Raw genomic sequence first — 23906 nt, 5'->3', positions numbered from 1 at the left:
GCGCCATTCCGTGTAAACACCAAGAGGGCTCACGTGGCCCCTGATACTGGCGGAAATCCATGGAGACAATGGTGCGCGCCCGGTCGCTGAACGGCTATTTTCAGGTCGTGCGGCGGCTCGGTTTCAACCCGCAGGAGGCGTTGCGGCAGGTGGGGCTCGACCCAGCCAAGCTGGCCGACACGGAACAGCTCGTGCCCGTGGTGGCGATCTGCCAGTTGATGGAGCTCACGGCGGCCAGTGCGCCATGCCCGACACTCGGCCTGCAGATGGCCGAGGCGCGGCAGGAGCTGGACTTTGGCGTGCTCGGCCTGCTGCTGGGTCACAAACGCACCTTGCGCGAGGCATTGCAGGCCATCATCCAGTACCGCCATCTCATGAACGAGGCACTGGCGGTCTATCTGGAGTCGGATGGCGACATGGTGGTCATCCGCGAGGAGATCATCACCGAGACGCCTGTGCCACTGCGTCAGGCCAACGAGTTGGCCGTGGGTGTGCTGGCCCGCATTTGCAGTGCGCTGCTGGGCACGCATTGGAAGCCGCGCGGCATCCACTTCACACATGCGGCCCCGGCGGATGTCAGCCTGCACCGCCGCGTGTTCGGCTGCCCGATCGTGTTTGACAGCGATTTCAACGGCATCGTCTGCGTGGCGGCCGATCTGGAGACGCCCAATCCAGCCGCTGACCCGGCGCTCGTGCGTTATGCAGAAAGCCTGGCCGAGCCGCTCAACGTGTCGGGGCCGGATGCGGTGGTGCAGGAAGTGCGGCGCGCGGTGTATCTGCTGTTGCCGCTGGAGCGTGCCTCGGTGGAGCAGGTGGCCGAGCACCTTCACCTGAGCGCACGCACCTTGCAGCGGCAGTTGGAGTCTGCCGGTGCCACGTTCTCCGAACTGGTGGAGGAGGTGCGCCACAACCTGGCCGTCCGCTACATGGCGAACCCGAGTTACCGGATCGGCCGCGTGGCGGCGCTGCTGGGGTACACGCGGCAGGCATCATTCACGCGCTGGTTCGTCGCCCACTTCGGCATGACGCCGCGCGCATGGCGCGATGCGCAGACGCCATAGCGTCAGGCTGGGTTGAGCGCGGTATCGGCGTCATCCGGGCTCGGCTGACGCGCGAGCCGGACTGCTGGCGACTGGAGAATGCACAACAACTGCAGCGCAAAGCCGGCCAGCGCCATCAGCAGGCACGCACCCATACCCGCCTGCGCCGCCAGCCATGCCGCCAATGCAGCACCCACCGGCCGTGCACCGTACGACATCACGTTCACCGCCGACACGCGTGCCAGCAGCGCGGGCGGCGTGACTGTCTGCCGTAGCGTGGTCGTGCTGACCACCCATAGGATCGGCCCACAGCCCAGCATGAAGAACCCCGCATGGGCGAGCGCCGGCCACGGTTGCCAGAGCGTCGCTGCCAGCAACGCACCACCGGCCAGCCCGCACACCGGGCCGGTCGCCACCACGTGGCCAAAGCGCCAGCGCGCCAGGATGCGTGCAGCGAGCAGTGCGCCGATCACCATGCCCGCACCATACATCCCGAGCGTGAGCCCGATGGCCTGCGCCGACAGCCCAAGCCGGTTCGCCGCATACGGCACGAATATGGCGAGCACCATGAAAAAGGACATCGTGAAGAGACACTGCGTGATGAACACCGGCCGCAGCAGCGGGTGACGGAACACGAAGCGCGTACCCTCGGCGATGTCGCGCAGCGGATGCGTCGCATGCCGTGCTGCAGGCGTGGGCGCGGGCACGCCCGTCAGCAGCGCTGCTGCACCAACGGATAGCGCGGCGGCCAGCACGAAGGCCGTCATGGCGCCGGTCCATCCGATCAGCGCGCCACCGATGGCCGGGCCGCAGGCAAACGCCACGGTGCGCGCCAGTTCGATGCGCCCGTTGGCACGCGAGAGCATCGCCGGTGGCACGAGCGACGGCACCAACGCCGGTGCTGCCACGCTGAACACCACCGTGCCGCAGACCGCCACGAAGCCCAGCACCACCAGCGCCGTCAGACTCAGTTGGCCCGCGAGCAGCAGCCCTGCCACCCCGAACAGTGCCGCAGCACGCACCGCTTCTGCGCCGGCCATCAACGTGCGCTTGGGCCAACGGGCCGCCAGCATCCCAACGGGAATGGCAAACAGCACGAACGGCAGCGTGAGCGCCACCTGCAGCCAGCTCGCTGTACTGGCATCGGCATGCAGGGTGAGCACCGCCACCATCGGCATGGCGGCCAGCGCGATCTGCTCGGCGGATTGCGCGGCGAGGTTGGAACCCGCCAGCCGGTTGAAGCCGGCAGTTAGGCGGTCGATCGATGAATCAAGGGGGGCGGGCATCGCACGTCTCCTAGTCCTGAAAGTGCTGGGCTTCAGGTTAGGGAGGGCGCTGCGTTGTGGCGCTCCGCTTCTTGCGGGTGAATTCGAAGCGCGACTACAGGATCGGCGCGAACAGCTTGGCGACGTGCATGATCACGCGGCGCAGCGGGTGGGCGCGCTCGTATTCGTCGCGGCCGATGCGGGTGGCTTCCGCAAAGTCGGCGTCGAGCATGTGTGCAACGTCGCTGGCGAAGCGGTGGTCGGCGGTCATGACCATCACCTCGAAGTTCAGGCGGAACGAGCGGTTGTCGAGGTTGGCGCTGCCCACGGCGGCCGCATCGTCGTCGATCAGCACGACTTTCTGGTGCAGGAAGCCGGGCAGGTAGCGGTAGATTTTCACGCCCGCGCGGATGGCCTGATGCGCGTACAGCGTCGAGGCCAGGAACACCACGCGGTGGTCCGGTCGAGAGGGGATCAGGATGCGCACATCCACCCCACGCAGCACGGCCAGACGCAGCGCGGCAAACACGGCCTCATCGGGAATGAAGTACGGCGTGGTGATCCACAGCCGCTTGCGCGCCGACTGGATGGCCTCCATGAAGAACAGCGAGCAGGTCTCCTGCTTGTCGGCCGGGCCACTGGGCACGACCTGGCAGACCATGTCTTCCACCGGACGCTGTTCGGGCACGATCAATTGCGGCACTTCCTTCGCGGCCCAGTACCAGTCTTCGGCAAAGGTGAGCTGCAGGTCCATCACCGCCGCTCCAACGATCTCGATATGGGTATCGCGCCACGGCGAGAGTGGCGGCTTTTCGCCCAGGTATTCGTTGCCGACGTTGTGCCCGCCCACATAGGCGCGCTCGCCATCCACCACCACCAGCTTGCGGTGGTTGCGGAAGTTGAGCTGGAAACGGTTGACGAAGCCCCCGTGCGTGGCAAATGGCTTGGCGTGGATGCCGCCTTCGATCAAGCGCTGCACGTAGTGGCGGGGCAGGGCGTGGCAGCCGATGCTGTCGAACAGGAAGTACACGCGCACCCCAGCGCGGGCGCGCTCAAGCATCAGCTCTGCCAGGCGACGGCCGAGCGTGTCGTCGTGCACGATGAAGAACTGCACGATCAGCACGCGGCGCGCCTGGGCCATGGCGGCAAAGATGGCCTCGAAGGTTTCGGCGCCGTTCACCAGCAGGCGCACGCGGTTGCGCGACAGGCAAGGCATGCCGGTCAGGCGCGGCAAGGCCTGCATGCTCGCGTGCTGCGGCTCGACCACACTGGATTCATGGTCGCGCAGGCTGCGCCAATCGTCCGAGAGGGTGATCTCACGCAGGCGGGCATTGTGGAAGCGGCGGGCATCCACGTAGCCGGCAAAGGTGCTGCGCCCGAAGATCAAGTAGGGGATCAGCGTGAACTCGGGCAGCGTGACCAGCGAGATCGCCCAGGCAATGGCGCCCTGCGAGGTGCGCACCGTGAGCACCGCATGGATGGCCGCGAGCACGCCCACGCTGTGGACGAGGAAGAGGAAGGTGGCAAAAAACGCGGTGGTACTGGTCGGCATCGAAGAAGGAGAAAAGGCCCTGCGCCCGGCACACGACGAAGTGCGCATTCTGACATGCCCCGAGTGGCGTCGGACAAACACGGATACAGTGGCGCCGTATGGCTGGCGTAGGCTCACCAGACATGAGGGCGTGGCACGCCGCATGCTGATGTGCAGAGGCCGTCTTGTCGACCAACGGTAGCAAAAGAACACCATCAAACATGCAAGGGCCCCCGCAGATTCCATCGTGCACGACTCGCCGCGCGTGGCTGGCTTTGTTTGCGTGGGTGGCTGCGCTGTGGCTGGCGGGCTGTGTCAGCCTGCCTGAGCATGTCGATCGGCCTGTCAGCAATGCGCTGCCCAATGCCGAATCGGCCACCACGCTCGGGCGTCTGGCGCAGGCTGCGGCGCCGTCGGCGGATGTGTCCGGCTTCCGGCTGATCCCCTCCGGGGAAGAGGCCTATGCCACCTTGCTCACGCTGGCTGACCGTGCAGAGCGCACGCTGGATCTGCAGTACTTCATCATCGCGAGCGACAACGCCGTGCGCGAGCTGATGCGCCACGTGCGGGCCGCCGCCGAGCGCGGTGTGCGTGTGCGCATGCTGGTCGATGACCTCCACAGCGACGGGCGCGACCTGGCCTTCCTCAAGTTTTCGTCGCACAAGAACATCGATGTGCGGCTGTTCAACCCGTTTCCGGGCGGCCGCATGTCGAACCTGACGCGCTACCTGAGCGGCGTGGCCGAGTTCCGCCGCGTCAACCGGCGCATGCACAACAAGGCGTTCATCGCCGACAACGCGCTGGCCGTCACGGGCGGCCGCAACCTTGGCGCGGAGTATTTCACGCAGGACCAGACCACCAATTTCGTCGACCTGGATGTGCTGGCAGCCGGGCCAGCGGTGCGGCAATTGTCGGCCGCGTTTGATGCGTACTGGAACAGCGAATTCGCCTATCCCGTAGAGGCGCTGGCGCCCGAGCCGAGCACCGCACACCCGCCCGAGCCAAAGGAGGGCAGTTATCCGCCGCTGGTGACGATGCCGGATCGCCCCGCCGCGCCGCCACAACACATCGAGGTGCCCACGCAGCACATCGACATGGATGCCGCACCCGGCCCGCAGGGGCCTGTCTCCACGCTGGCGGGTCAGCCACCGGCGCAGACGGACGCATTGCCCTTGCGCCCGGCCACACGCGACTGGTTCCTGGCGGATCAGATTGCCCGCAACCGCCTACGACTCGAATGGGCACCGGCAAGGGTGACGGTCGATCGCCCGGCCAAGGTGTCCGGCGAAGACGTTACCGCCGGCGAGGAGCGCGTCGCCCGAACCCTGATGCACGAGGTTGACCAGGCCCAGCGCGAGGTGATCCTGATCTCGCCGTATTTCGTGCCGGGTGTGCGTGGCATGGCGGTGGCCAAGGGCCTGCAGGAGCGCGGCGTGCACTTGCGCGTGCTGACCAACTCGCTGGCCGCGACCGACGCGCCCATCGTGCACGTCGGCTACGCCAAATACCGCAGTGCGTTGTTGGACGATGGTGTCGAGCTTTATGAATTGCGTCCGACGCTGGGTGATCGACCGAAGATGTTCGGCACGTTCCGATCGTCGCAGGCGAGCTTGCACGTGAAGTCGGTCATTGTTGACCGCAGTACGCTCTTTGTGGGGTCGATGAACGTGGACCCGCGTTCGGTCGGGCTCAATACGGAAACGGGGCTGATCATCCACAGCCCGGTCCTGTCGCAGGCGGTGGCGCGGTTGTTTGACGCGGCGACCCGAAGTAGCGCCTACCACGTGACCCAGGTGAATGGCCACCTGCGCTGGACCACCTACGAGAACGACCAGGAGATCGTGACCGATCACGAGCCGGACGTGAGCCTGGGCCGGCGCATGTGGATTCAGATGCTCGCGCCGTTCACGCCGGAAGAACTGCTGTAGGCAGCGTGCAGGGCGAAAAAAAAACGCCACGATGTGTGGCGTTTTTTTGCAGCATCTTTCAAGTCTGGCTGGGTAATCGCTCCGGCCAATCCTGCATTACATCTTCTGCTTGGTGTTGTCGGCAGCGCTTTCCAGCTTCTGGCCACCCGACTGGATGTCCTTGCCCACGCCAGCCATCGTGTTGCAACCGGCCAGGAAAGCGCAGCCCAGGGCCACCAGTGCAATCAGCTTCTTCATCTTGATCCCCTTGTGAGTAGTGCGGCCTACCGCGCAATCCTGCACGGTTTCCAGTGATTGCCCACCCATCCGGTGGAGCAACCCGCATTTTAGTGCCACCCTGCGCACGGAGGGTGCGTCAGGCGCATCTTTTTGACAGTCTTTCGTATCACTTGCGGCGTATCCCGGACATTCGTGGGGAAGGTCTCTACTTCCGCCGCCCCCTGCCGTTAGGACATTTCAGGAGTGAAACGGGTGCCAGACAACGGGCGCATCGACGCCGGAAAAAAGAGCACAAGTCAGCGCCTGACGGCCAACCATACGGGGGAATACATATGTGGAAGTGGATGGATACGAGCATTCGGACGCGATTGACGATGCTGGTTGCGGTGTTTGCCGTGATGATCGCAGTAGTGGGTTTTGCGGGCATCACCACCGGCCGGGCAACAAATGACGACCTGCGTGCCGTGTACCTGGAAGATGCCAAGGGGCTCGACCTGTTGGCCAAGGACACCATCAACCTGCTGTGGGCACGCATTCACCTGACCAATTTTGATTCGGTGTCGTCGCCGGAAGAGCTGAAAAAGCTGCTGGCCGATGCGCACACGATGGTCAACACGGCCAACGACGCGTGGGCCGAGTTCATGAAGTTGCCGATTCCCGACGCCGATCGCGCCCAGTTGCAAGCCGCCGACGCCGCACGCACCAAGTTCGTGAAGACGGCGCTGGAGCCTGCCATTGCCGCGCTGGAGCGCAGCGACCTGACCACCTACCGCGAGCTGAATACGACCCAGGTGCCGAAGCTGTTTGTCGATTACGACACGGCGCTGGGGCCGCTGGTTGGGGCGCGCTTCAAGTACGGCAAGACGCGCTTTGACAACTCGCAGTCGCGCTACACCATGAGCATCTGGATTGCGGGGGGGCTGCTGGCTGCAGCCCTGGTGCTGTCGGTGGTGGCGCGTAGTGTGCTGGGCCGCACTGTGGTGCGTCCGTTGGAGCGTGCCATCCAGGTGTTCGAGCGCATGGCCTCGGGTGACCTGGCCACGCGTATGGAAGGGCAGACCACGGCCGGCCGTCGCGATGAAACCGCGCGTCTTATGCATGCCGTTGCCTCGATGCAGACGAGTCTGCAACAGATCATCGGCCAGGTGCGCACGGGTTCGGACTCGATTGCCAGCGCCACCAAGCAGATCGCCGCCGGCAATGCCGACCTGTCGCAACGCACGGAGCAGCAGGCCAGCTCGCTGGAGGAAACCGCCTCCAGCATGGAAGAGCTGACCAGCATCGTGAAGCAGAACGCCGACAACGCCCGTCAGGCCAGCACGCTGGCAGTCAATGCGTCGGACATCGCGGTCAAGGGCGGGGAAGTCGTGGGCCGCGTCATCGAGACAATGACGGGCATCAACGACAGCAGCAAGAAAATTGCCGACATCATTGGTGTGATCGAGGGCATCGCCTTCCAGACCAACATCCTGGCGCTGAACGCGGCAGTGGAAGCCGCCCGCGCCGGCGAGCAGGGCCGTGGATTTGCCGTGGTGGCCGGCGAAGTGCGCAGCCTCGCGCAGCGCAGCGCCACGGCGGCCAAGGAGATCAAGGAGTTGATCGGCGACTCGGTGGGTCGCGTGCAAAACGGTTCGACCCTGGTGGCCGAGGCCGGCACGGTGATCGAGGAAGTGGTGGTGGCTGTCAAGCGCGTGACGGACATCATGGGCGAGATTTCTTCCGCATCGGAAGAGCAGAGCAGCGGCATCGAACAGGTCAACCAGGCTGTCACGCAGATGGATCAGGTGACCCAGCAGAACGCTGCGCTTGTGGAGCAGGCGGCTGCCGCTGCAGAGTCGCTGGAGGAGCAGGCGGAGGCGCTGCGCAGCGCAGTTGCGGTCTTCCGCACGAACCACGCTTGAATGCCGCGCGCCTGAGCCCTCAATAGCAACGCCCTTCCGTTTGCACGGAGGGGCGTTCGTTTTTGCGGTGGCGCCTTAATACGCCTTAAGGCATCAGATCGCGCGCGCGCTCGGCAATCACACCTTGCGTATCGTCGATCCAGCGTGCAGGAAACGGTTGTGACAGCAGGTAGCCCTGGAGCACGTCGCAACGGCAGGCACGCAGCGCTTGGAGTTGCGCCGCCGTTTCCACGCGTGTGGCGGTAACGGGCACACCGGCAGCATGGGCGGCAGCCACCAGCTCTTGCAATGCGCCATCGTGGTGGGCATCGGCCACCGCACTGACGACGCCCCGGTCGAGCTTGACCTGATCGGGGCGGAAGGTTTCCAGGCACGCCAGGCTGTGTTCCGTCGCCCCAAAGTCTTCCACGGCCACGCGCGCACCGCACGCATGCAGCGCGTCGATGGCCTGACGCGCTGCGCCATTGACACGCAGCAGCATGTGCTCTGACACCTCGAACACCAGCCGTGTCGTTGGCACCGCATGGCGTGCAGCAATGTCGAGCACGATGTTGCTCAACTGCGGGTCAAGCAATTGCGCCACCGACAGGTTGACCGCCGCATGCACGCTGGACTGATGCCGCTGGCCACCACGACCTGACCGCTCGGATTCTTCGCGTTGCAAGCCGGCGAGCATCTGCGCGGCATTGTCGAGCACCCAGCGGCCGACCTCGCGGATGTCACCGGTCTGCTCCAGGATCGGCAGGAAATCGGCCGGCGCCACGCCGCCCAGTTCAGGTGATATCCAGCGCAGGAGAAATTCGTAGCCGACGATCCTGCCATCGGCCAGGCTCAACTGCGGTTGCAGGTTCAGGCTGAACTGGCGGCGTGCCAACGCGTGGCGTAGCTGCGCCGCCAGGCGCGGATGTTCGGCGGCGGGGTCGGTTGTCTGGTCTGTCGCAGCTGCGCCGTCGGCACGCGGCGGCATTGCGGCAGGAGCATACAGTGCGGGGCTTTGCTCGCCGCCGTGCTGCACGTGATAGAGCGCGCGGTCTGCCTGCTCGATCAGCCGTGCGGCTTCCGTGGGTGTGCTCTCAAACAGCGTCATGCCGATGCTGCACGAGCAGACCAGCTCGTACCCTTGCGCAATGAACGGCCGCGTGAGCGCTGCGGAGATACGTCGTGCGAGATCGTGTACGGCTTGCGCGGAGGCAAATTCAGCCGAGGCAATGGCAAAGGTTTCGTGGCCCACGCGCCCGACGATCGGGGCGTTGCCATCGGTATCGGGCGTGCACAGCGCCTTGAGACGCGCCGCACATTCAACGATGACCGCGCGTGCCGCAAGGGGTCCCAGCGTGTTGGTCGCCTCGGCAAAATGATCCAGTCCAATCAACAGCAATGCGCCGCTCGCAGGCGCGGCGTTGGGCCGTGCGGCGTGTGGCATCGCTGCCAACAGTTGGACGAATCGCTCTCGGTCCGGCAACTCGGAGATGGGATCCAGACCCGATGGCGCGACAGATGTTGCGCGACTCATAAATAGGGATCGTCTTGCAAATGCCTTTGAAACGGAAATGCACGGGTTTGCCCATGCCGTCAATTGTGCAACGTTGTTACGGCAAACCGTTGGGCATCATAAGCCCAAACCCGGCGCGGGTGGCCGACTCCCGGTAGGTTTTCGCAGGAATCACATGCGCCGTTTTTATAAATTTAGCGTTAATTAATTCAGATAAAAGTGAAATTGACATCCGTCTTGCTGCTTTCTTGGGCGCGCGTTTTCGCTGTCGCGGCAGGCGTGCGCCCGGCTTACACCATGCGCTGACCACCCCACAGCAATTGCTCGTAGATGAAGCACTGCAACAGCATTTTTTGCGCCGCGACCAGCTCGATGAATTCCACGCCGTATTGATAGGTGTTGGGCAAATCGGCGGGCTTCTCGCTGCGAATGAGTGTTGCGGCCACCAGTTCTGAATGGTAGTCGCGCGTCTTCACCCGAAATCGCAGGCGTGCGGGCGCACCGCTGACTTCCAGCCGATGTGCAGAGCGGAATGACGCCCCTGTCGTGCTGATATCGGAGATATGAATCATGCGCGGCGGCTCGCCGCTGACCAACATCTTGCCGACCACGTTGGTGCGTACGCGCAGCGATTTGCGCAACGTGCGGTTCTTGATCCGCCGCGGCGGTGACAGCACCACGTATTCAAAGGGGATGCGGCACACCGCCATCACCGTGCATTCGAAACTGGCGATGCCCTCGCCCGAGAACGCGTGGATCTCCAGCAGTTCGTCCTTGACGGGCATGACTGCGCGGCCGCTGTCGGTCGGCATGGTGATGAGCAGGTGGCGCTGCGGGCTGTAGCCCATCACGCGCGCCGCGCCCTTGCTTTGCCCAGCGCCTGCCGTCAGGCGTACGGTGAGCATGCCACCTGGGCGCAGGCCCAGCAGCTCCATGGCGATGTTGCGCTCTCCGTCAGGGTCTTCACCCCCCATGTCGGGGAACAGCGTGTTCGGAAACTGCGTGTTGGCAAACGCGGGCGCCGGCTGCGGCGAGCCATCCGCCTGACGATGCGGACGATGCAGAGTGAACAGCAGGTCGATCTCCTCTGGTGAGTGGATGACGTCGCCTTTGGGTACGAGCAGTTGCCCGTCGGCGTCCAGCATCGGCCACGGCAGGGGGATTGCAAGCGGAATGTCGAGAGGTTGAAGTTCAAGCATGGCAATGGCGCACCCGCACCCGCGCGGGTCCCACGACTTTATACGGCCAAATGTCACGCAACTTTAAGCACAAAGCGCACTTGGCATCGCTTTCGGGTCGAGTGGGTGCAGGCGTTGTGCGCATCGTTGCCACGATCCGGCGCAGACTCGTGCAGATGGGGGTGTCGCCCTGGCGGGCGTCAGTCGCTGGCAGCGTGCGCGATGCTGCGACTTGGCGTGGTGGTGTTTCTGACACTGGGGGGCAATGCCGCCATCGTGGCAATCGGCTTGGCACGCGGGCTGTAGCTGTAGTCTCTCGTGGCGCAGATGTTTGCCTCGGCCGTCACCACCGTCGTCAACTTTCTGGTGCACCGACACCGGACCTTTCGGGATGCCGCGGCCGTGGGCAGGTCGCCCCGGCCGTCACCGTCATCAGTGCCGCCTGGCGACGCTGCGTAGGCTCGGGAGGCTGTCGGTGGTGAATGTGACTTCGCCGATGCTGTCGGCGGGTGGCGTTGGGCCATCGTCGCGCAGGCGCTCGACCACGAGATGCACATCGATGATGTCGGCTACGCCCGCGGCCTCTAGCGAGACAAGTGCGGCAAGCTGCGCAATGGCAAACGTATCCGCAAGCAGCGGTGTGGCATCGTGCAGATCGCCAGCAACGCGTGTGGGTTGCGCGACGTCTGCAGCATGCGCGGGGTGCTGCGCCGCATCGCGCGCACGATAGGCGAAGTACGCATCGGCAAAGTGCACGCGGTGTGCGTCAAATACACGCACGGCCGCGGTGAGGGCATCGTCAATCCAGACTGGATCAATGGGTTCGGTGCCTTCAGACCCCTCGGGCAGACCCGCCAGCTTCAAGGCGTAGCGGTGCGTTTGCGTGCCGGGGGCGACAAAACTCAATTCCATACAACCTCCCACTTGCCGCGCACGCCGTCTGGACGCGCATCGGCTCGCCGTGTTCACTCGCCTCCCGAAGCGATCTTCAAGAATAGTAATGGAGTGCGCCCCCTTTTTGCGCGACCTCGTTCTTCTGGATGATCGCCTAAGGCTTGTCTGCAAGTGGAGACATCCACAATGTGGAGAAGCCTGCGCGTATATCAGGCAAACGATTGCGGCGCGCGTGGCATCCTTTCGACCTAACCAAACGGTTAGCTGCTCTGCGACAGGCCCCGGGTGTACAGTTGTCGGATGTCCGGCGTCGCCGGGCGGCTGTCGACAAACGACAGCGACAAACGCTGACGGGAATGACGCGGGGCGCGTTTCCTTCGCGTCGACTTCGAGTACGAGGGGGCCAGAGTGAGCGCATGGTCCATGTCCCCTCGCGGGAAGGGATTGCCCCGTTAACCAGCGGCTTCTATAGTCCGCCTCGATTCGCGCGCACGCAATGCGCGCGGACCGGTCTGCCAGCCACCGCCGGCGTTGCAGACCACGAGACCGGTTACGGGGATCACGCCGGCCGCCACCGCACCCGCCCGACGCAATGCATGCGTTGTTGAGCACTCTGGGGCGGGACGGCCGTTATCACATCAGCCACCCCCGGACTGCCGCATTCGCGAAAATGCATCGCCATGCTTGAGGACCACCACTTGTACAAGGCTGCGATCGAACATTCGCCGATAGGGATTGGCCTGTGCGCGCCGGAGGGTCGCTTCCTCGACGTGAACCGTGCGCTGTGCGCGCTGACAGGCCATGAGGCGCAGACGCTGCGCACGCGCGGTCTGTTCGATCTCTGCCACCCCGATCACACCGAGCGCGCGCGCGATAGCGTTGAAGCGCTGCTCTCCGGCCAGCGCGAAGCGCTGTCGATGGAAACCCGCTTCGTGCGCCAGGACGGCAGTACCGTGTGGGTACAGGCCGATCTTGCGCTCGCACATGAGGACAGCGGTGCGAGCACAAGCAAGCATCTCATCGTGCAGGTGCAGGACGTGACTGCGCGGCGCCTGGCGCTCGAGTCATTGCGTGCTTCGGAGCAGCGCCTGTCTTATGTGCTCGATGGCGCTGGCCTTGGCACCTTCGATTGGTCGACGCGGGCGCGGCACGTGTCCTTCAACCGCCGCACGGCTGACATGCTCGGCTACGATCCCGAGGATCTACCCAACGATCCCGACGCATGGTTCTCCATGGTGCATCCGCAGGATGCCGCGCTGAGTGCTCGGCGCATCTATCGCCATCTGCGCGGTGATGTCGAGAGCTTTGAGGTTGAGCAGCGCATGCGCGGAAGCCACGGGCAGTGGATCTGGATTGCCGCGCGCGGCCGTGTGACCGAGCGCGATGCACGCGGCATGGCGACACGCGTGAGCGGCACGCTGCTCGACGTGACCAAGCGCCGTGCCATGCTTGACCAGGCGCATCACCTTGCGCTGCATGATCCGTTGACCGATTTGCCCAACGCACGCCTGTTGCGCGACCGGTTGTTTGTCGCCATTCAAGCGGCACGTCGTGCGCGCGGCCAGGTGGCCGTTGTCTTTATCGACCTGGATCGCTTCAAGCCCGTTAACGACGAGTATGGTCACGGCGTGGGCGACCTCGTTCTCAAGGCCACCGCCATGCGCTTGCGCAGCGGCTTGCGTGCGTCCGACACGGTTGCCCGACTGGGTGGCGATGAGTTTGTCGCCATCCTTACGCATTGCGCCACGCGCGACGATGTGGAGCAGACGCTCGAGCGCTTGATCAATGAACTGCAGGCGCCGTTCCGCGTGGAAGGTCATGTGTTGTCGATGGGCGTGAGTGCCGGTGTGGCGCTGTACCCAGCCGACGGCCACGACGCCCATACGCTGATCCGCAATGCCGACGCCGCCATGTACGAGGTCAAGCGTGCCGGCGGCAACGGTTTTGGCTTCCATGCCTCGCTTAACTACGAGCGCTTGATGGGCATGCGATCGCGCGACCGCGACCACGATCTCGACGGCGAAGCTGACGCGCGCTGATCTGCCGTCAATCCTGCGCGCAAAAACAAAACGGCCCGCCGCAAGGGCAGGCCGCTTTCACCAAGTGCCGGGGCGGGCATCAGCCCGCTCACACCACTCAGAACGTGTAGCGCAAGTACAGCTCGTTCAGATCCGTACCCGGGTTCGGGCGCTTGATCGACGCGTTCGAGAGGTGCTCGAAGCGGTAGCCGACCTGGAACTGTTGCTTGCTGCCGAAGGCCACGCCCACGCCGATCATGTCGGAGAACTGGAAGGCCGTGCTGAAGTTGTGCTCATCCGACGTGCGGGTGTGCGACAGCAGACGCGGGCCGACGCCAGCCTCAATGAACGGCACCCAGGAGCTGCCGCGCTTTTCAATACGGAACAGCGGCGTCACGCCAAATTCAGTCAGGTTCTGACGGTTGGTGCCCTTCGTCGAACGCCATTGGCCCAGTGCCACTTCCCAGTCCAGGTTCACGAACCAGCCTTCCGGGTTGCCCCAGTGGAAGCCCGAATCGAAATCCAGATCCACGCCGTACTTCTCGATGCCATGGCGATTGTCCTTGCCGTAGATGACGCGCACGGACGGATCGGCCTGGGCGGGCAGGGCGGCGAACAGCGATGCGGCGCCAAGTGCGGCAGCCATCAGCTTGGCGGAGCGGGGAAGTGTCGATCGGGTCATCAGAGAGAGCGGCAGAAGCAGTTGTGCAGCGCGCGATTACGGCAACGGCAGCGGCCGGCCACGCGCGCAGCGGACATGGCGGCAGATAAACGGATAGCCGAGACGGCGACGTGGTTGACGCAATTTGCGCGCCCGAGGCAATCAGACTAGGCCGAAAAATTCCGTCGATTATAGGGCGAATGACCGCACCGCGTGCGGCCGCCTATGCACAAGGCAGTGTTGCCGGCGACGAAATGTCAGTCGCCGGCAACACCGGGGGAGAGCGTGGGGTTATTGCGCAGTGGGTGCGGAAGCCGGCTGCAGCGCGGCTTGGCCGACGACTGGCACCTCGCCGTGCCAGCCGCCGCCCAGCGCCTTGACCAGCAACACCGCTGCCGAATACTGCTTGCCCTGCAGGGTAAGCAGCGTGCGCTCGGCGTTGTAGGCAGTCCCTTGCGCGGTGATCACGTCGAGGAAGCTGACGGTGCCCGCGCGGTAACGGTTGAGATAGAGCTGCGCGGCCTCTTGCGCGGCCTTGACCGCATCGGCCTGCACGTCGAACTCCTGGGTCTGCCAGCGCAGGGCTGCCAGGTTGTCTTCAACGTCCTGGAAAGCGCCGAGCACGGTTTGGCGGTATGTGGCCACCGAGCCGTCATAGGCGGCACCCGCCTTATCCAGGGCGGCCGAGCGTGCACCATCATCGAACAGCGTCGCGGCCAATGTCGGGCCGATCGACCAGATGCGGCTGGGCAGCGTCGCCAGGTGCGTGAGCGTGTTGGCCGCAAGGCCAGTCGAAGCACCCAGCGTGAGGGTCGGGAAGAAGGCCGCCTTGGCGACGCCGATCTGCGCGTTGGCGGCGGCCATGCGGCGCTCGGCAGCGGCCACGTCGGGGCGGCGCTCCAGCACGGCAGACGGAATCTCCAGCGGAATCGTCGGCAGCGCCGGCAGTTCATACACGTTGGTCGCCTTTGACGGCGCCAGCGAAAACGCTGCCGGCGGCTTGCCGATCAGCACCGCAATCGCATGTTCGAGCTGGGCGCGTGTGACTTCGGTGTCCAGCAGTAGCGCCTGCGCCTGCTTGAGCTGCGTTTGCGCGGTCAGCACGTCAGAGCGCTGCGCCACGCCCACGGCGTACTGGTTTTCCGTGAGCTTCAGGAAACGCGCATAGTCGGCCACCGTGCGCTGCAGGACCGCCTTCTGCGTATCCGTGACGCGCAATTGAAAATAATCCTGCGCCAGCGTCGCCTGTGCCGAGAGCAGGGCGGCGGACAGGTCTCCCGCGCTGGCTTGTGCGCTGGCCTTGTTGGATTCAACGTTGCGGCGGATGCTGCCCCACAGGTCCAGCTCCCAGCTTGCGTTGAGCGACAGGCTTTGTGAGTTCTGCAGGCTTGGGTTGCCGACCGACAGGCTGCCGTCCGGGTTGACGGTGGTGCGCACCGAGCGGCTGCGCGTGGCCGAGGCACTTGCGCCCAAGGTCGGGAAGAACGATGCCTGCGCCGATTGCACCAGCGCCTGCGCCTGGCGGTATTGTGCCTCCGCCACCGCGATGTTCTGGTTGGCCGCGGCCACCTGTTCTTCCAGCGCGTTCAGTTGCGGGTCGTTGAAGATCTCCCACCACTTGCCGCGGGCGATGGCGTCGCTCGGGTTGGCGACCTTCCAGTCGCCGGCTTCCTTGTACTGCTGCGGCACCTCGGTGTCGGGGCGCTTGTAGTCGGGGCCGACCGCGCAGGCGCTCAGCAGTGCGCAGGCAGCCAGCGCCGTCGCGCTCAACAACGTGTGCGGCAGCAGGCGGGGTGTGCGGTGGGCTTGATGGCCTCTTTTCATCATGTCGAGCTTCCTTGCGAACCCAAAGAGGGCAACGGTGTGTCTTTCGTGCGGCCGGCGCGGCGCAGGCGCAGGCGGTCCAGCGCCAGGTAGACCACCGGCGTGGTGTAGAGCGTCAGGATCTGGCTGACCAGCAGGCCGCCGACGATGGAGATGCCCAGCGGCGTGCGCAGTTCGGCACCGTCGCCGCGGCCGAGCGCGAGGGGCAGAGCGCCCAGCAGTGCGGCCATCGTCGTCATCAGAATTGGCCGGAAGCGCAGCACGCAGGCGTGGAAGATCGCATCCGCCGGGCTCATGCCCTGGCTGCGTTCAGCCTCCAGCGCAAAGTCGATCATCATGATCGCGTTCTTCTTGACGATGCCAATCAGCAGGATCACGCCGATCAGCGCGATGATCGAAAAGTCCGTATCGGTAATGATCAGTGCCAGCAGCGCCCCCACGCCCGCCGACGGCAGCGTCGACAGGATCGTGATCGGGTGCACGTAGCTCTCGTACAGAATGCCCAGCACGATGTAGATGGTGATCAGCGCAAACAGGATCAGCACCGGCTGGCTTGAGAGCGAATCCTGAAACGCCTTGGCGGTGCCCTGGAAACTGCCGTGCACGGAGGACGGCACGCCGATGCGGTTCATCGTGTCCTGGATCTCCTGCGTGGCGGTGGACAGCGACGCCCCGGGCGCCAGGTTGAACGAGATCGTGCTGGCCGCAAACTGCCCTTGGTGGTTGACCGCCAGCGCCGTGTTGGTCGGCTCGTAGTGCGAAAAGGTGGACAGCGGCACCTGCGCACCGGACGACGTGATGACGTAGATGTCGCGCAGGCCCTCGGGGTTTTGCCAGTACTGCGGCGCGGCTTCCATCACCACCCGATACTGGTTGAGCGGGTTGTAGATGGTGGACACCTGGCGCTGGCCGAACGCGTCGTTCAGTGCGTTGTCGATATCGGATGGATTGATGCCGAGCGCCTTGGCCTTGTCGCGGTCGATCACGAGCGTGGTCTGCAGGCCCTTGTCCTGCGTGTCGGTGTTGACGTCCGTCAGCGACTTGGCCTGCATGAGCGCCTGCTTGATCTTCGGATCCCAGGTGCGCAGTTCGTCCAGGTCATCGGCCTGCAGCGTGTACTGGTACTGCGCATTGCTGGCGCGGCCACCCACGCGAATGTCCTGCACCGACTGCAGGAACAGCGTGGCACCAGGCTCCTGCGCAAGCTTGCCGCGCAACCGGTTGATGACCTGATCGGCCGACAGCTTGCGCTCGGCCAGCGGCTTGAGCTGCAGGAACATCTGCCCGGTGTTGCGCTGGCTGCCGCCCGTGAAGCCCACCACGTTTTCCACGGCAGGGTCCTGCCGCACGATGGTGATGAAGTCCGTGAGCTTGGTGCGCATTGCCTGGAACGAGATCGCCTGGTCAGCCTGGATGAACCCGATCACGCGCCCCGTGTCCTGCTGCGGGAAGAAGCCCTTCGGCACGATGATGTACAGGTAGACATTCAGGCAGACCGTGGCAAACAGGATCAGCAGCGTGAGCCAGCTATGGCGCAGCGCCCAGGCCAGCGAGTTGCGGTAGAGGTCGAGCAGGAAGGTGAAGAAGCCTTCGGTCTTGCGGTGGAACCAGCCGTATTCCTCTTCGTTGGCGGGCTTGAGCAGCCGTGCACACATCATCGGCGTGGTGGTGAGCGAGACCACCAGCGACACCAAGATGGCCACCGACAGCGTGACCGCAAACTCGCGGAACAGCCGGCCGACAATGCCGCCCATGAGCAGCAGCGGAATGAACACAGCAATCAGCGAGAAGCTCATCGACACGACCGTGAAGCCGACCTCGCGTGCGCCCTTGAGCGCTGCCTGCATGGGCCGCATGCCGTTTTCGATGTGGCGCGAGACGTTCTCCAGCACCACGATGGCGTCATCGACCACGAAGCCGGTCGCCACCGTCAGCGCCATGAGTGACAGGTTGTCGAGGCTGTAGCCGCACAGGTACATCACCCCGAACGTGCCGATGAGCGACACTGGCACCGCCACACTGGGGATGAGCGTGGCCCGCACGTTACGCAAGAACAGAAACACCACCATGATCACCAGCGCAATGGACAGCACAAGCGTGCGCTCCACGTCCTTGAGCGAAGCGCGGATGGTGGGGGTGCGGTCCATCATCACGTCCAGGTTGATCTGGGCGGGGATGGTGTTGCGCAGGTAGGGCAGCGTCTCGTTGATGGCGTCGACGGTGTCGATGATGTTGGCGCCCGGCTGCCGGCTGATGATGAGCAGCACCGAGGCCTTGCCGTTGGCCGAGCCGTAGTTGCGGATGTCCTGCACGCCATCGGTGACTTCTGCCACGTCGGACAGCCGCACCGGGGCGCCTTTGTTGTAGGCGATGATCAGCGGCTTGTATTCGGCAGCTTTCTTGGCCTGATCATTGGCAAAGATCGTCCACACGCGATCGCCGGATTCCACCATGCCCTTGGGCCGGTTGGCGTTGGTGGAAGTGATGATGGTGCGCACGGTCTCCATCGAGATGCCGTACTTGTTCAATGCTGTCGGGTTCAGCTCCACGCGCACCGCCGGCAGCGACGCGCCGCCGATGGTCACCTGGCCCACACCCGAGATCTGCGACAGCTTCTGCGCCAGGATGCTCGATGCCGCGTCGTACAGCTCGCCGCGCGACATGGTGTCTGACGTCATCCCGAGAATCATGATCGGCGCGTCAGCCGGGTTGACCTTGCGGTACGTCGGGTTGCTCGGCAGACCAGACGGCAGCAGGCTGCGCGACGCGTTGATGGCGGCCTGCACATCGCGTGCCGCGCCATCGATGTCACGTGACAGATCGAACTGCAGCGTGATGCGTGACGAGCCCAGCGAGCTGGACGACGTCATCTCCGTAATGCCCGCGATGCGGCCGAGCGAACGCTCCAGCGGTGTCGCCACGGTAGCGGCCATCGTCTCGGGGCTGGCGCCGGGCAGCGAGGCACTGACCGAGATGGTCGGAAAATCCACCTGCGGCAGCGGCGATACCGGCAGCAACCGGAATGCTGCCATGCCCGCCAGCGCCACACCAATGGTCAGCAGGGCCGTGGCAACTGGCCGCGCGATGAAGGTGGCAGACAGGTTCATGACTGGCCGCCCGGTTGATCGGCGTCCGGTGCATTGTGGCCGCCGCGCGCATTGCGCCCAGCGCGGCGCTCACGCCAACCGCGCAGGCGCTCGCCCAGACCGTCAAACGCCAGATAGATGACCGGCGTCGTGAACAGCGTCAGCACCTGGCTGAACAGCAGGCCGCCCACCATGGTGATGCCCAGCGGCTGACGCAGCTCCGAGCCCACACCCGAGCCGAGCATCAGCGGCAGCGCGCCCAGCAGGGCCGCCATGGTCGTCATCAGAATCGGGCGGAAGCGCAGCAGACAGGCTTGGTAGATGGCATCACGCGGTTTCATGCCCTGCTCGCGTTCGGCCTCCAGCGCGAAGTCGATCATCATGATCGCGTTCTTCTTGACGATACCGATCAGCAGGATGATCCCGATGATCCCGATGATGCCCATGTCCTTGCCGGCAATCAGCAAGGACAGCAGCGCACCCACGCCGGCCGAGGGCAGCGTCGACAGAATCGTCACCGGGTGAATCGTGCTTTCGTACAGCACACCCAGCACGATGTACATCGTGATGATGGCGGCCAGGATCAGCCAAAGCTGGTTCGACAGGGCAGCCTGGAATGCCAGGGCCGCGCCCTGGAAGCTGGTTGCCATGCTGAGCGGCAGGCCGATCTCCTGCTCGACAGCCTTGATGGTTTCCACCGCCGCGCCCAATGATGCGCCCGGCGCCACGTTGAACGAGATGGTGGCGGACGGGAACTGGCCCTGGTGGTTGATGACCAGCGAGCCGGGTTGTTCGACCACCGTGGCAAAGGCCCCCAGCGGCACCTGTTGCACGGGCGATCCGTTGCTGGATGGCACATGCAGGTCATACAGCGATTGCGGGCCGGCGTGCATGCCGGGGTCATTCTCCAGCACCACGCGGTACTGGTTCGACTGCGTGAAGATGGTCGACACCAGGCGTTGGCCATAGGCGCTGTACAGCGCGCTATCGACCGCCGCCATCGTGATGCCGTACACCGCTGCCTTGTCGCGGTCCACCTGCACATAGGCGCGCAGGCCGTTGTCCTGCAGGTCGCTTGCCACGTCGCGCAGCTCGTGGGTCTGCTTCAGGCGCTCGACCAGCTTGGGCACCCATTTCGATAGGTTGGCAGGGTCCGGGTCTTCCACCGTGAACTGGTACTGCGTGCGGCTGACGCGGTCTTCAATCGTCAGATCCTGCACCGGCTGCATGTACAGCGAGATACCGGCCACCTTGGCCAGCTCGGGCTGCAGGCGCTGGATGATCTCGCTCGCATCGGCATCGCGCTGGTCCTTCGGCTTGAGGTTGATCAGCATGCGGCCGCTGTTGAGCGTGGTGTTCGTGCCATCCACGCCAATGAACGACGACAGGCTTTCCACCGCCGGGTCTTTCAGCACCACCTCGGCCAGCTTCTGCTGGCGCTCGGCCATGGCCGAGAACGAGATCGATTGCGACGCATCCGAAATACCCTGGATCACGCCCGTGTCCTGCACCGGGAAGAAGCCCTTGGGCACCACCACATACAGCACGCCCGTCAGCACCAGCGTGCCGATCGCCACCAGCAGCGTGCTTTTCTGGCGGTCGAGCACCCACTGCAGCATGCGGCCGTAGTGCGCAATCACGTTGTCGAAAAATGCACCGGCGGCGTGGTAGAAGCGGCTCTGCTCGGCTTCGGGAATATGCCTGAGCAAGCGCGCGCACATCATCGGCGTGAGCGTGAGCGACACCACTGCCGAAATCAAAATCGACACCGCCAGCGTGATAGCGAACTCGCGGAACAGCCGCCCGACTACGTCGCCCATGAACAGCAGCGGAATCAGCACCGCAATCAGCGAGAAGGTGAGCGAGATGATGGTGAAGCCGATCTGCTTGGAGCCCTTGAGCGCGGCCTCCATGGGTGGGTCGCCGTCTTCAATGTAGCGGGCGATGTTCTCAATCACGACGATGGCGTCATCCACCACGAAACCGGTGGCGATGGTCAGCGCCATCAGCGTCAGGTTGTTGATCGAGAACCCGGCCATGTACATCACGCCAAAGGTGCCCACCAGCGACAGCGGTACCGCCGCGGCCGGAATCAAGGTGGCCGGCACATTGCGCAGGAACAGGAAGATCACCATCACCACCAGCGCCACGGCCAGGATCAGCTCGTGCTGCACGTCCGTGACGGAGGCGCGGATGGTGGTGGTGCGGTCGGTCAGCACGGCCACGTCCACGTTGCCGGGCAGGGTGTCCTTCAACTGCGGCAGCAGTGCCTTGGCGCGGTCCACGACCTCGATCACGTTGGCACCCGGCTGGCGCTGCACGTTCAGGATGATGGCGGGCGTGGCGTTGGCCCAGGCGGCCAGCTTGCTGTTCTCGGCCCCGTCGATGATCTGCGCCACATCCGACAGGCGGATGGGCGCGCCGTTCTTGTAGGCGACGATCATCTTGCTGTACTCGGCAGCCGACTTGAGCTGGTCGTTGGCGTCAATGGTGGACGCGCGCATCGGGCCGTCGAAGCTGCCCTTGGCGCCGTTCACGTTGGCCGTGCCGATGGAAGTGCGGATGTCATCGATCGACAGCCCCAGCGCCGCCAGTGCCGACGTGTTGGCCTGGATGCGCACCGCCGGCCGTTGCCCACCGCTGATGCTCACCAGGCCGATACCCGGCAGCTGCGACAGCTTTTGTGCGATGCGCGTGTCGACCAGGTCTTCCAGCTTGGGCAACGGCATCGTGTTGGAGGTGATCGCCAGCGTCAGGATCGGCGCGTCGGCCGGGTTGACCTTGCTGTAGATCGGTGGCATCGGCAGGTCGGTCGGCAGCAGGTTGCCGGCCGCATTGATGGCCGCCTGCACTTCCTGCTCACCAATGTCGAGCGAGAGCGACAGATCAAACTGCAGCGTGATGACCGAGGCGCCGCCCGAACTGGATGACGTCATCTGCTTCAGACCCGGCATCTGGCCGAACTGCCGCTCCAGCGGCGCGGTGATGGCCGACGTCATCACGTCCGGGCTTGCGCCCGGGTACAGCGTCGTCACCTGGATGGTCGGGTAGTCGACCTCAGGCAGCGCGGAGAGCGGCAGCATCCGGTACGCCACCAGGCCCGACAGCAGGATGGCGACCATCAGCAGGGTGGTCGCCACGGGCCGGAGGATAAAAATTCGTGAGGGATTCATGCCAACTCAGAACAGAGGACTTCGTCAGGCGAGTGCGCGAGGCACGGCTTACTGCTTGGCGGCCGGGGCGCTTGCGGCGGGCGCGGATGCACCACCCTGGCCACGGCGGTGGCGTTGGCCCTGCCCACCCTGTTGGGCCTGGCCCGCAGCAGGCGCACTTGCCGCATTGGCAGCACCGGGCTGGATCACTTCCACCGGTGCGCCATCGCGCAGCTTGTCGGCGCCGTCAATGACCACGCGCTCGCCGGGTTGCAGGCCGGAGGTGATCGAGACGCGCTCGCCCTCGGTCACGCCCAGCTTGACCACGCGCAGCGTCACGTTGCTGTCCTGGCCCACGATGTAGACGAACGTGCCTTGCGTGCCGCGCTGGATGGCGGCGCCCGGCACGATCACCTGGTCGTGCAGCGTATCCACGCGCATGCGTACGTTCACAAACTGGTTGGGGAACAGCGCAGCGTTCTGGTTGGGGAACTGCGCGCGCAGCTTGACCGTGCCCGTGGTGTTGTCGATGGTGTTGTCCACCGTCATGAGTACGCCGTGTGCAAGCACCGTGCTCTGTGCGCGGTCCCAGGCATCCACCGGCAGCTTGTCACCGGACTGCAGGCGCGGCATGACCTTGGGCAGGCTGTCTTCGGGGATGGAGTAGATGACCGTCATCGGGTCGATCTGCGTGATGACGACGATGCCGTTGGTGTCCGACGCATGCACGATGTTGCCCGGGTCCACCTGGCGCAGGCCCACACGGCCCGACACCGGCGCAGTAATGCGCGTGTACGAGAGCTGCACGCGGGCGTTGTCGACGTTGCCCTGGTCCAGCTTGACCGTGCCTTCATACTGGCGCACCAGCGAGGCCTGGGTGTCGACCTGTTGCTTGGCGATGGAATCCTGCGCAGCCAGCGTTTGGTAACGCTGCAGGTCGAGCTTGGCGTTCTGCAGCAGGGCCTGATCGCGGGCAAGCTGGCCCTGTGCCTGCAGCAGTTGCGCCTGGTAAGTGGCCGGGTCGATTTCAGCCAGCAGGTCGCCGGCCTTCACGTTCTGCCCCTCGGTAAAGTGGATGCGCACAAGCTGGCCGTCCACACGGCTCTTGACGGTCACGTTGGCCACGGGCGTCACGTTGCCCAATGCCGAGATCACCACATTGATATCACCCTTGGCGGCGGTGGCCACCATCACGGGCATCGGCTTGTTGGCCATGGCTGCGCCGCGTCCGCCTGGGCCACCTCGGCCCGCGCCGCCAGGGCCGCCGGCGTTGCGATGCGTTGCGTGCCAGACCGCGTAGCCGATCAACACCACAATGACGAGCACCACCCAGATGCCCCAGCGGCGGCGCTTGCCACCTTCGCGCGGCGGCGGCAGCAGCGTCGGCGAGACTCCATCGCGCATCTCTTGCGTGCCGTGCTCCGCATTTTTGTGGCCGGCGTTCTTATTGTTGCCGCGTTCAGGGTCCATCGCCTCGGACATGTCGTGCTTCCTGGTTGGATCAATATGGGGATGAGCGCACATGATACCCGGCGCTTATTCCAGTCAGACCGCAGCTTAAAGGCATCGTCTTTGCGCAGAATTAGTCGCGCCGCGGGTTGTATTACGTCAGATTACAAATCCATTCTGCTGTTACCGCGAGAAACAATATGACGTCAATGCATAGACGCTTTGCACGCGTGACAGTCGTTATCATGAGCACACTTTCAAGCGCCTC

General features: G+C 64.6%; 15 protein-coding genes and 1 pseudogene. 5 read left to right on the top strand and 11 right to left on the bottom strand.

The genetic code is table 11. The features are described from left to right. Positions 1-59 precede the first annotated feature (59 nt). Positions 60-1061, top strand: a complete 1002-nt coding sequence (locus tag C404_RS31590) for an AraC family transcriptional regulator (RefSeq protein ID WP_031328688.1) — start codon at positions 60-62, stop codon at positions 1059-1061. Between the two features lie 2 nt (positions 1062-1063). Here C404_RS31590 and C404_RS31585 read toward each other — a convergent pair whose 3' ends face one another. Together C404_RS31585 and cls are read right to left on the bottom strand one after the other, a co-directional pair. After that, positions 1064-2326, bottom strand: coding sequence for an MFS transporter (locus tag C404_RS31585; protein WP_021192673.1), 1263 nt, complete (start codon positions 2324-2326; stop codon positions 1064-1066). A gap of 94 nt (positions 2327-2420) precedes the next feature. Further along, a complete protein-coding gene (gene cls, locus C404_RS31580) occupies positions 2421-3857 on the bottom strand; it encodes a cardiolipin synthase (RefSeq protein ID WP_021192672.1) in 1437 nt (478 codons plus the stop codon). Between the two features lie 200 nt (positions 3858-4057). Between cls and C404_RS60935 the strand changes: the two are divergent. Both C404_RS60935 and C404_RS60930 read left to right on the top strand, forming a co-directional pair. Continuing rightward, positions 4058-4711 (top strand): annotated as a pseudogene (locus C404_RS60935) (phospholipase D-like domain-containing protein); the annotation flags it as partial. 159 nt (positions 4712-4870) lie between these two features. Next, complete coding sequence (locus tag C404_RS60930; RefSeq protein WP_442792365.1) at positions 4871-5764, top strand: phospholipase D-like domain-containing protein; 894 nt, start codon at positions 4871-4873, stop codon at positions 5762-5764. A gap of 96 nt (positions 5765-5860) precedes the next feature. Here the strand turns inward: C404_RS60930 and C404_RS0129455 are convergent, their stop codons facing one another. Next, a complete protein-coding gene (locus C404_RS0129455; RefSeq protein ID WP_031328687.1) occupies positions 5861-6001 on the bottom strand; it encodes an entericidin A/B family lipoprotein in 141 nt (46 codons plus the stop codon). A 314-nt stretch (positions 6002-6315) separates the two neighbouring features. Between C404_RS0129455 and C404_RS31570 the strand changes: the two genes are divergently transcribed. Continuing rightward, positions 6316-7884: a methyl-accepting chemotaxis protein gene (locus tag C404_RS31570; protein ID WP_031328686.1), complete on the top strand. Its 1569-nt coding sequence runs from the start codon at positions 6316-6318 to the stop codon at positions 7882-7884. An 85-nt stretch (positions 7885-7969) separates the two neighbouring features. On the opposite strand, the gene C404_RS31565 is transcribed toward C404_RS31570, so the two are convergent. The 3 genes from C404_RS31565 to C404_RS31555 all read right to left on the bottom strand — a co-directional run bounded on the left by C404_RS31565 (position 7970) and on the right by C404_RS31555 (position 11466). Then, a complete protein-coding gene (locus C404_RS31565) occupies positions 7970-9397 on the bottom strand; it encodes a bifunctional diguanylate cyclase/phosphodiesterase (RefSeq protein ID WP_031328684.1) in 1428 nt (475 codons plus the stop codon). A gap of 269 nt (positions 9398-9666) precedes the next feature. Then, the gene (locus tag C404_RS31560; protein WP_031328683.1) at positions 9667-10575 is read right to left on the bottom strand and encodes a flagellar brake protein; all 909 of its coding nucleotides are present in this window, start codon (positions 10573-10575) and stop codon (positions 9667-9669) included. 411 nt (positions 10576-10986) lie between these two features. After that, positions 10987-11466, bottom strand: coding sequence for a hypothetical protein (locus C404_RS31555; RefSeq protein WP_021192666.1), 480 nt, complete (start codon positions 11464-11466; stop codon positions 10987-10989). A gap of 662 nt (positions 11467-12128) precedes the next feature. Here C404_RS31555 and C404_RS31550 point away from each other — a divergent pair. Beyond that, entirely contained in the window at positions 12129-13487 is a 1359-nt protein-coding gene (locus C404_RS31550; protein ID WP_021192665.1) for a diguanylate cyclase domain-containing protein, read from the top strand. 97 nt (positions 13488-13584) lie between these two features. Here C404_RS31550 and C404_RS31545 read toward each other — a convergent pair whose 3' ends face one another. The 5 genes from C404_RS31545 to C404_RS31525 form a co-directional block, all read right to left on the bottom strand. After that, the gene (locus C404_RS31545) at positions 13585-14148 is read right to left on the bottom strand and encodes an acyloxyacyl hydrolase (RefSeq protein ID WP_031328681.1); all 564 of its coding nucleotides are present in this window, start codon (positions 14146-14148) and stop codon (positions 13585-13587) included. Positions 14149-14418: 270 nt separating this feature from the next. After that, positions 14419-15951, bottom strand: a complete 1533-nt coding sequence (locus C404_RS31540; protein ID WP_031328679.1) for an AdeC/AdeK/OprM family multidrug efflux complex outer membrane factor — start codon at positions 15949-15951, stop codon at positions 14419-14421. Next, complete coding sequence (locus C404_RS31535) at positions 15951-19058, bottom strand: multidrug efflux RND transporter permease subunit (protein ID WP_021192662.1); 3108 nt, start codon at positions 19056-19058, stop codon at positions 15951-15953. Before C404_RS31535 ends, C404_RS31540 begins: the two co-directional genes overlap by 1 nt. After that, the gene (locus tag C404_RS31530) at positions 19055-22210 is read right to left on the bottom strand and encodes an MdtB/MuxB family multidrug efflux RND transporter permease subunit (protein ID WP_031328678.1); all 3156 of its coding nucleotides are present in this window, start codon (positions 22208-22210) and stop codon (positions 19055-19057) included. Before C404_RS31530 ends, C404_RS31535 begins: the two co-directional genes overlap by 4 nt. A 48-nt stretch (positions 22211-22258) precedes the next feature. Beyond that, positions 22259-23671 carry an MdtA/MuxA family multidrug efflux RND transporter periplasmic adaptor subunit gene (locus C404_RS31525; RefSeq protein WP_021192660.1) on the bottom strand — a complete coding sequence of 471 codons (1413 nt, stop codon included), beginning with the start codon at positions 23669-23671 and terminating at the stop codon, positions 22259-22261. Between the last annotated feature and the right edge of the window lie 235 nt (positions 23672-23906).

The organism is Ralstonia sp. AU12-08 (genome assembly GCF_000442475.1).
In the GTDB taxonomy this organism is placed as follows: Bacteria; Pseudomonadota; Gammaproteobacteria; order Burkholderiales; family Burkholderiaceae; genus Ralstonia; species Ralstonia insidiosa.
This window is presented reverse-complemented; position numbering and strand designations above follow the sequence as displayed.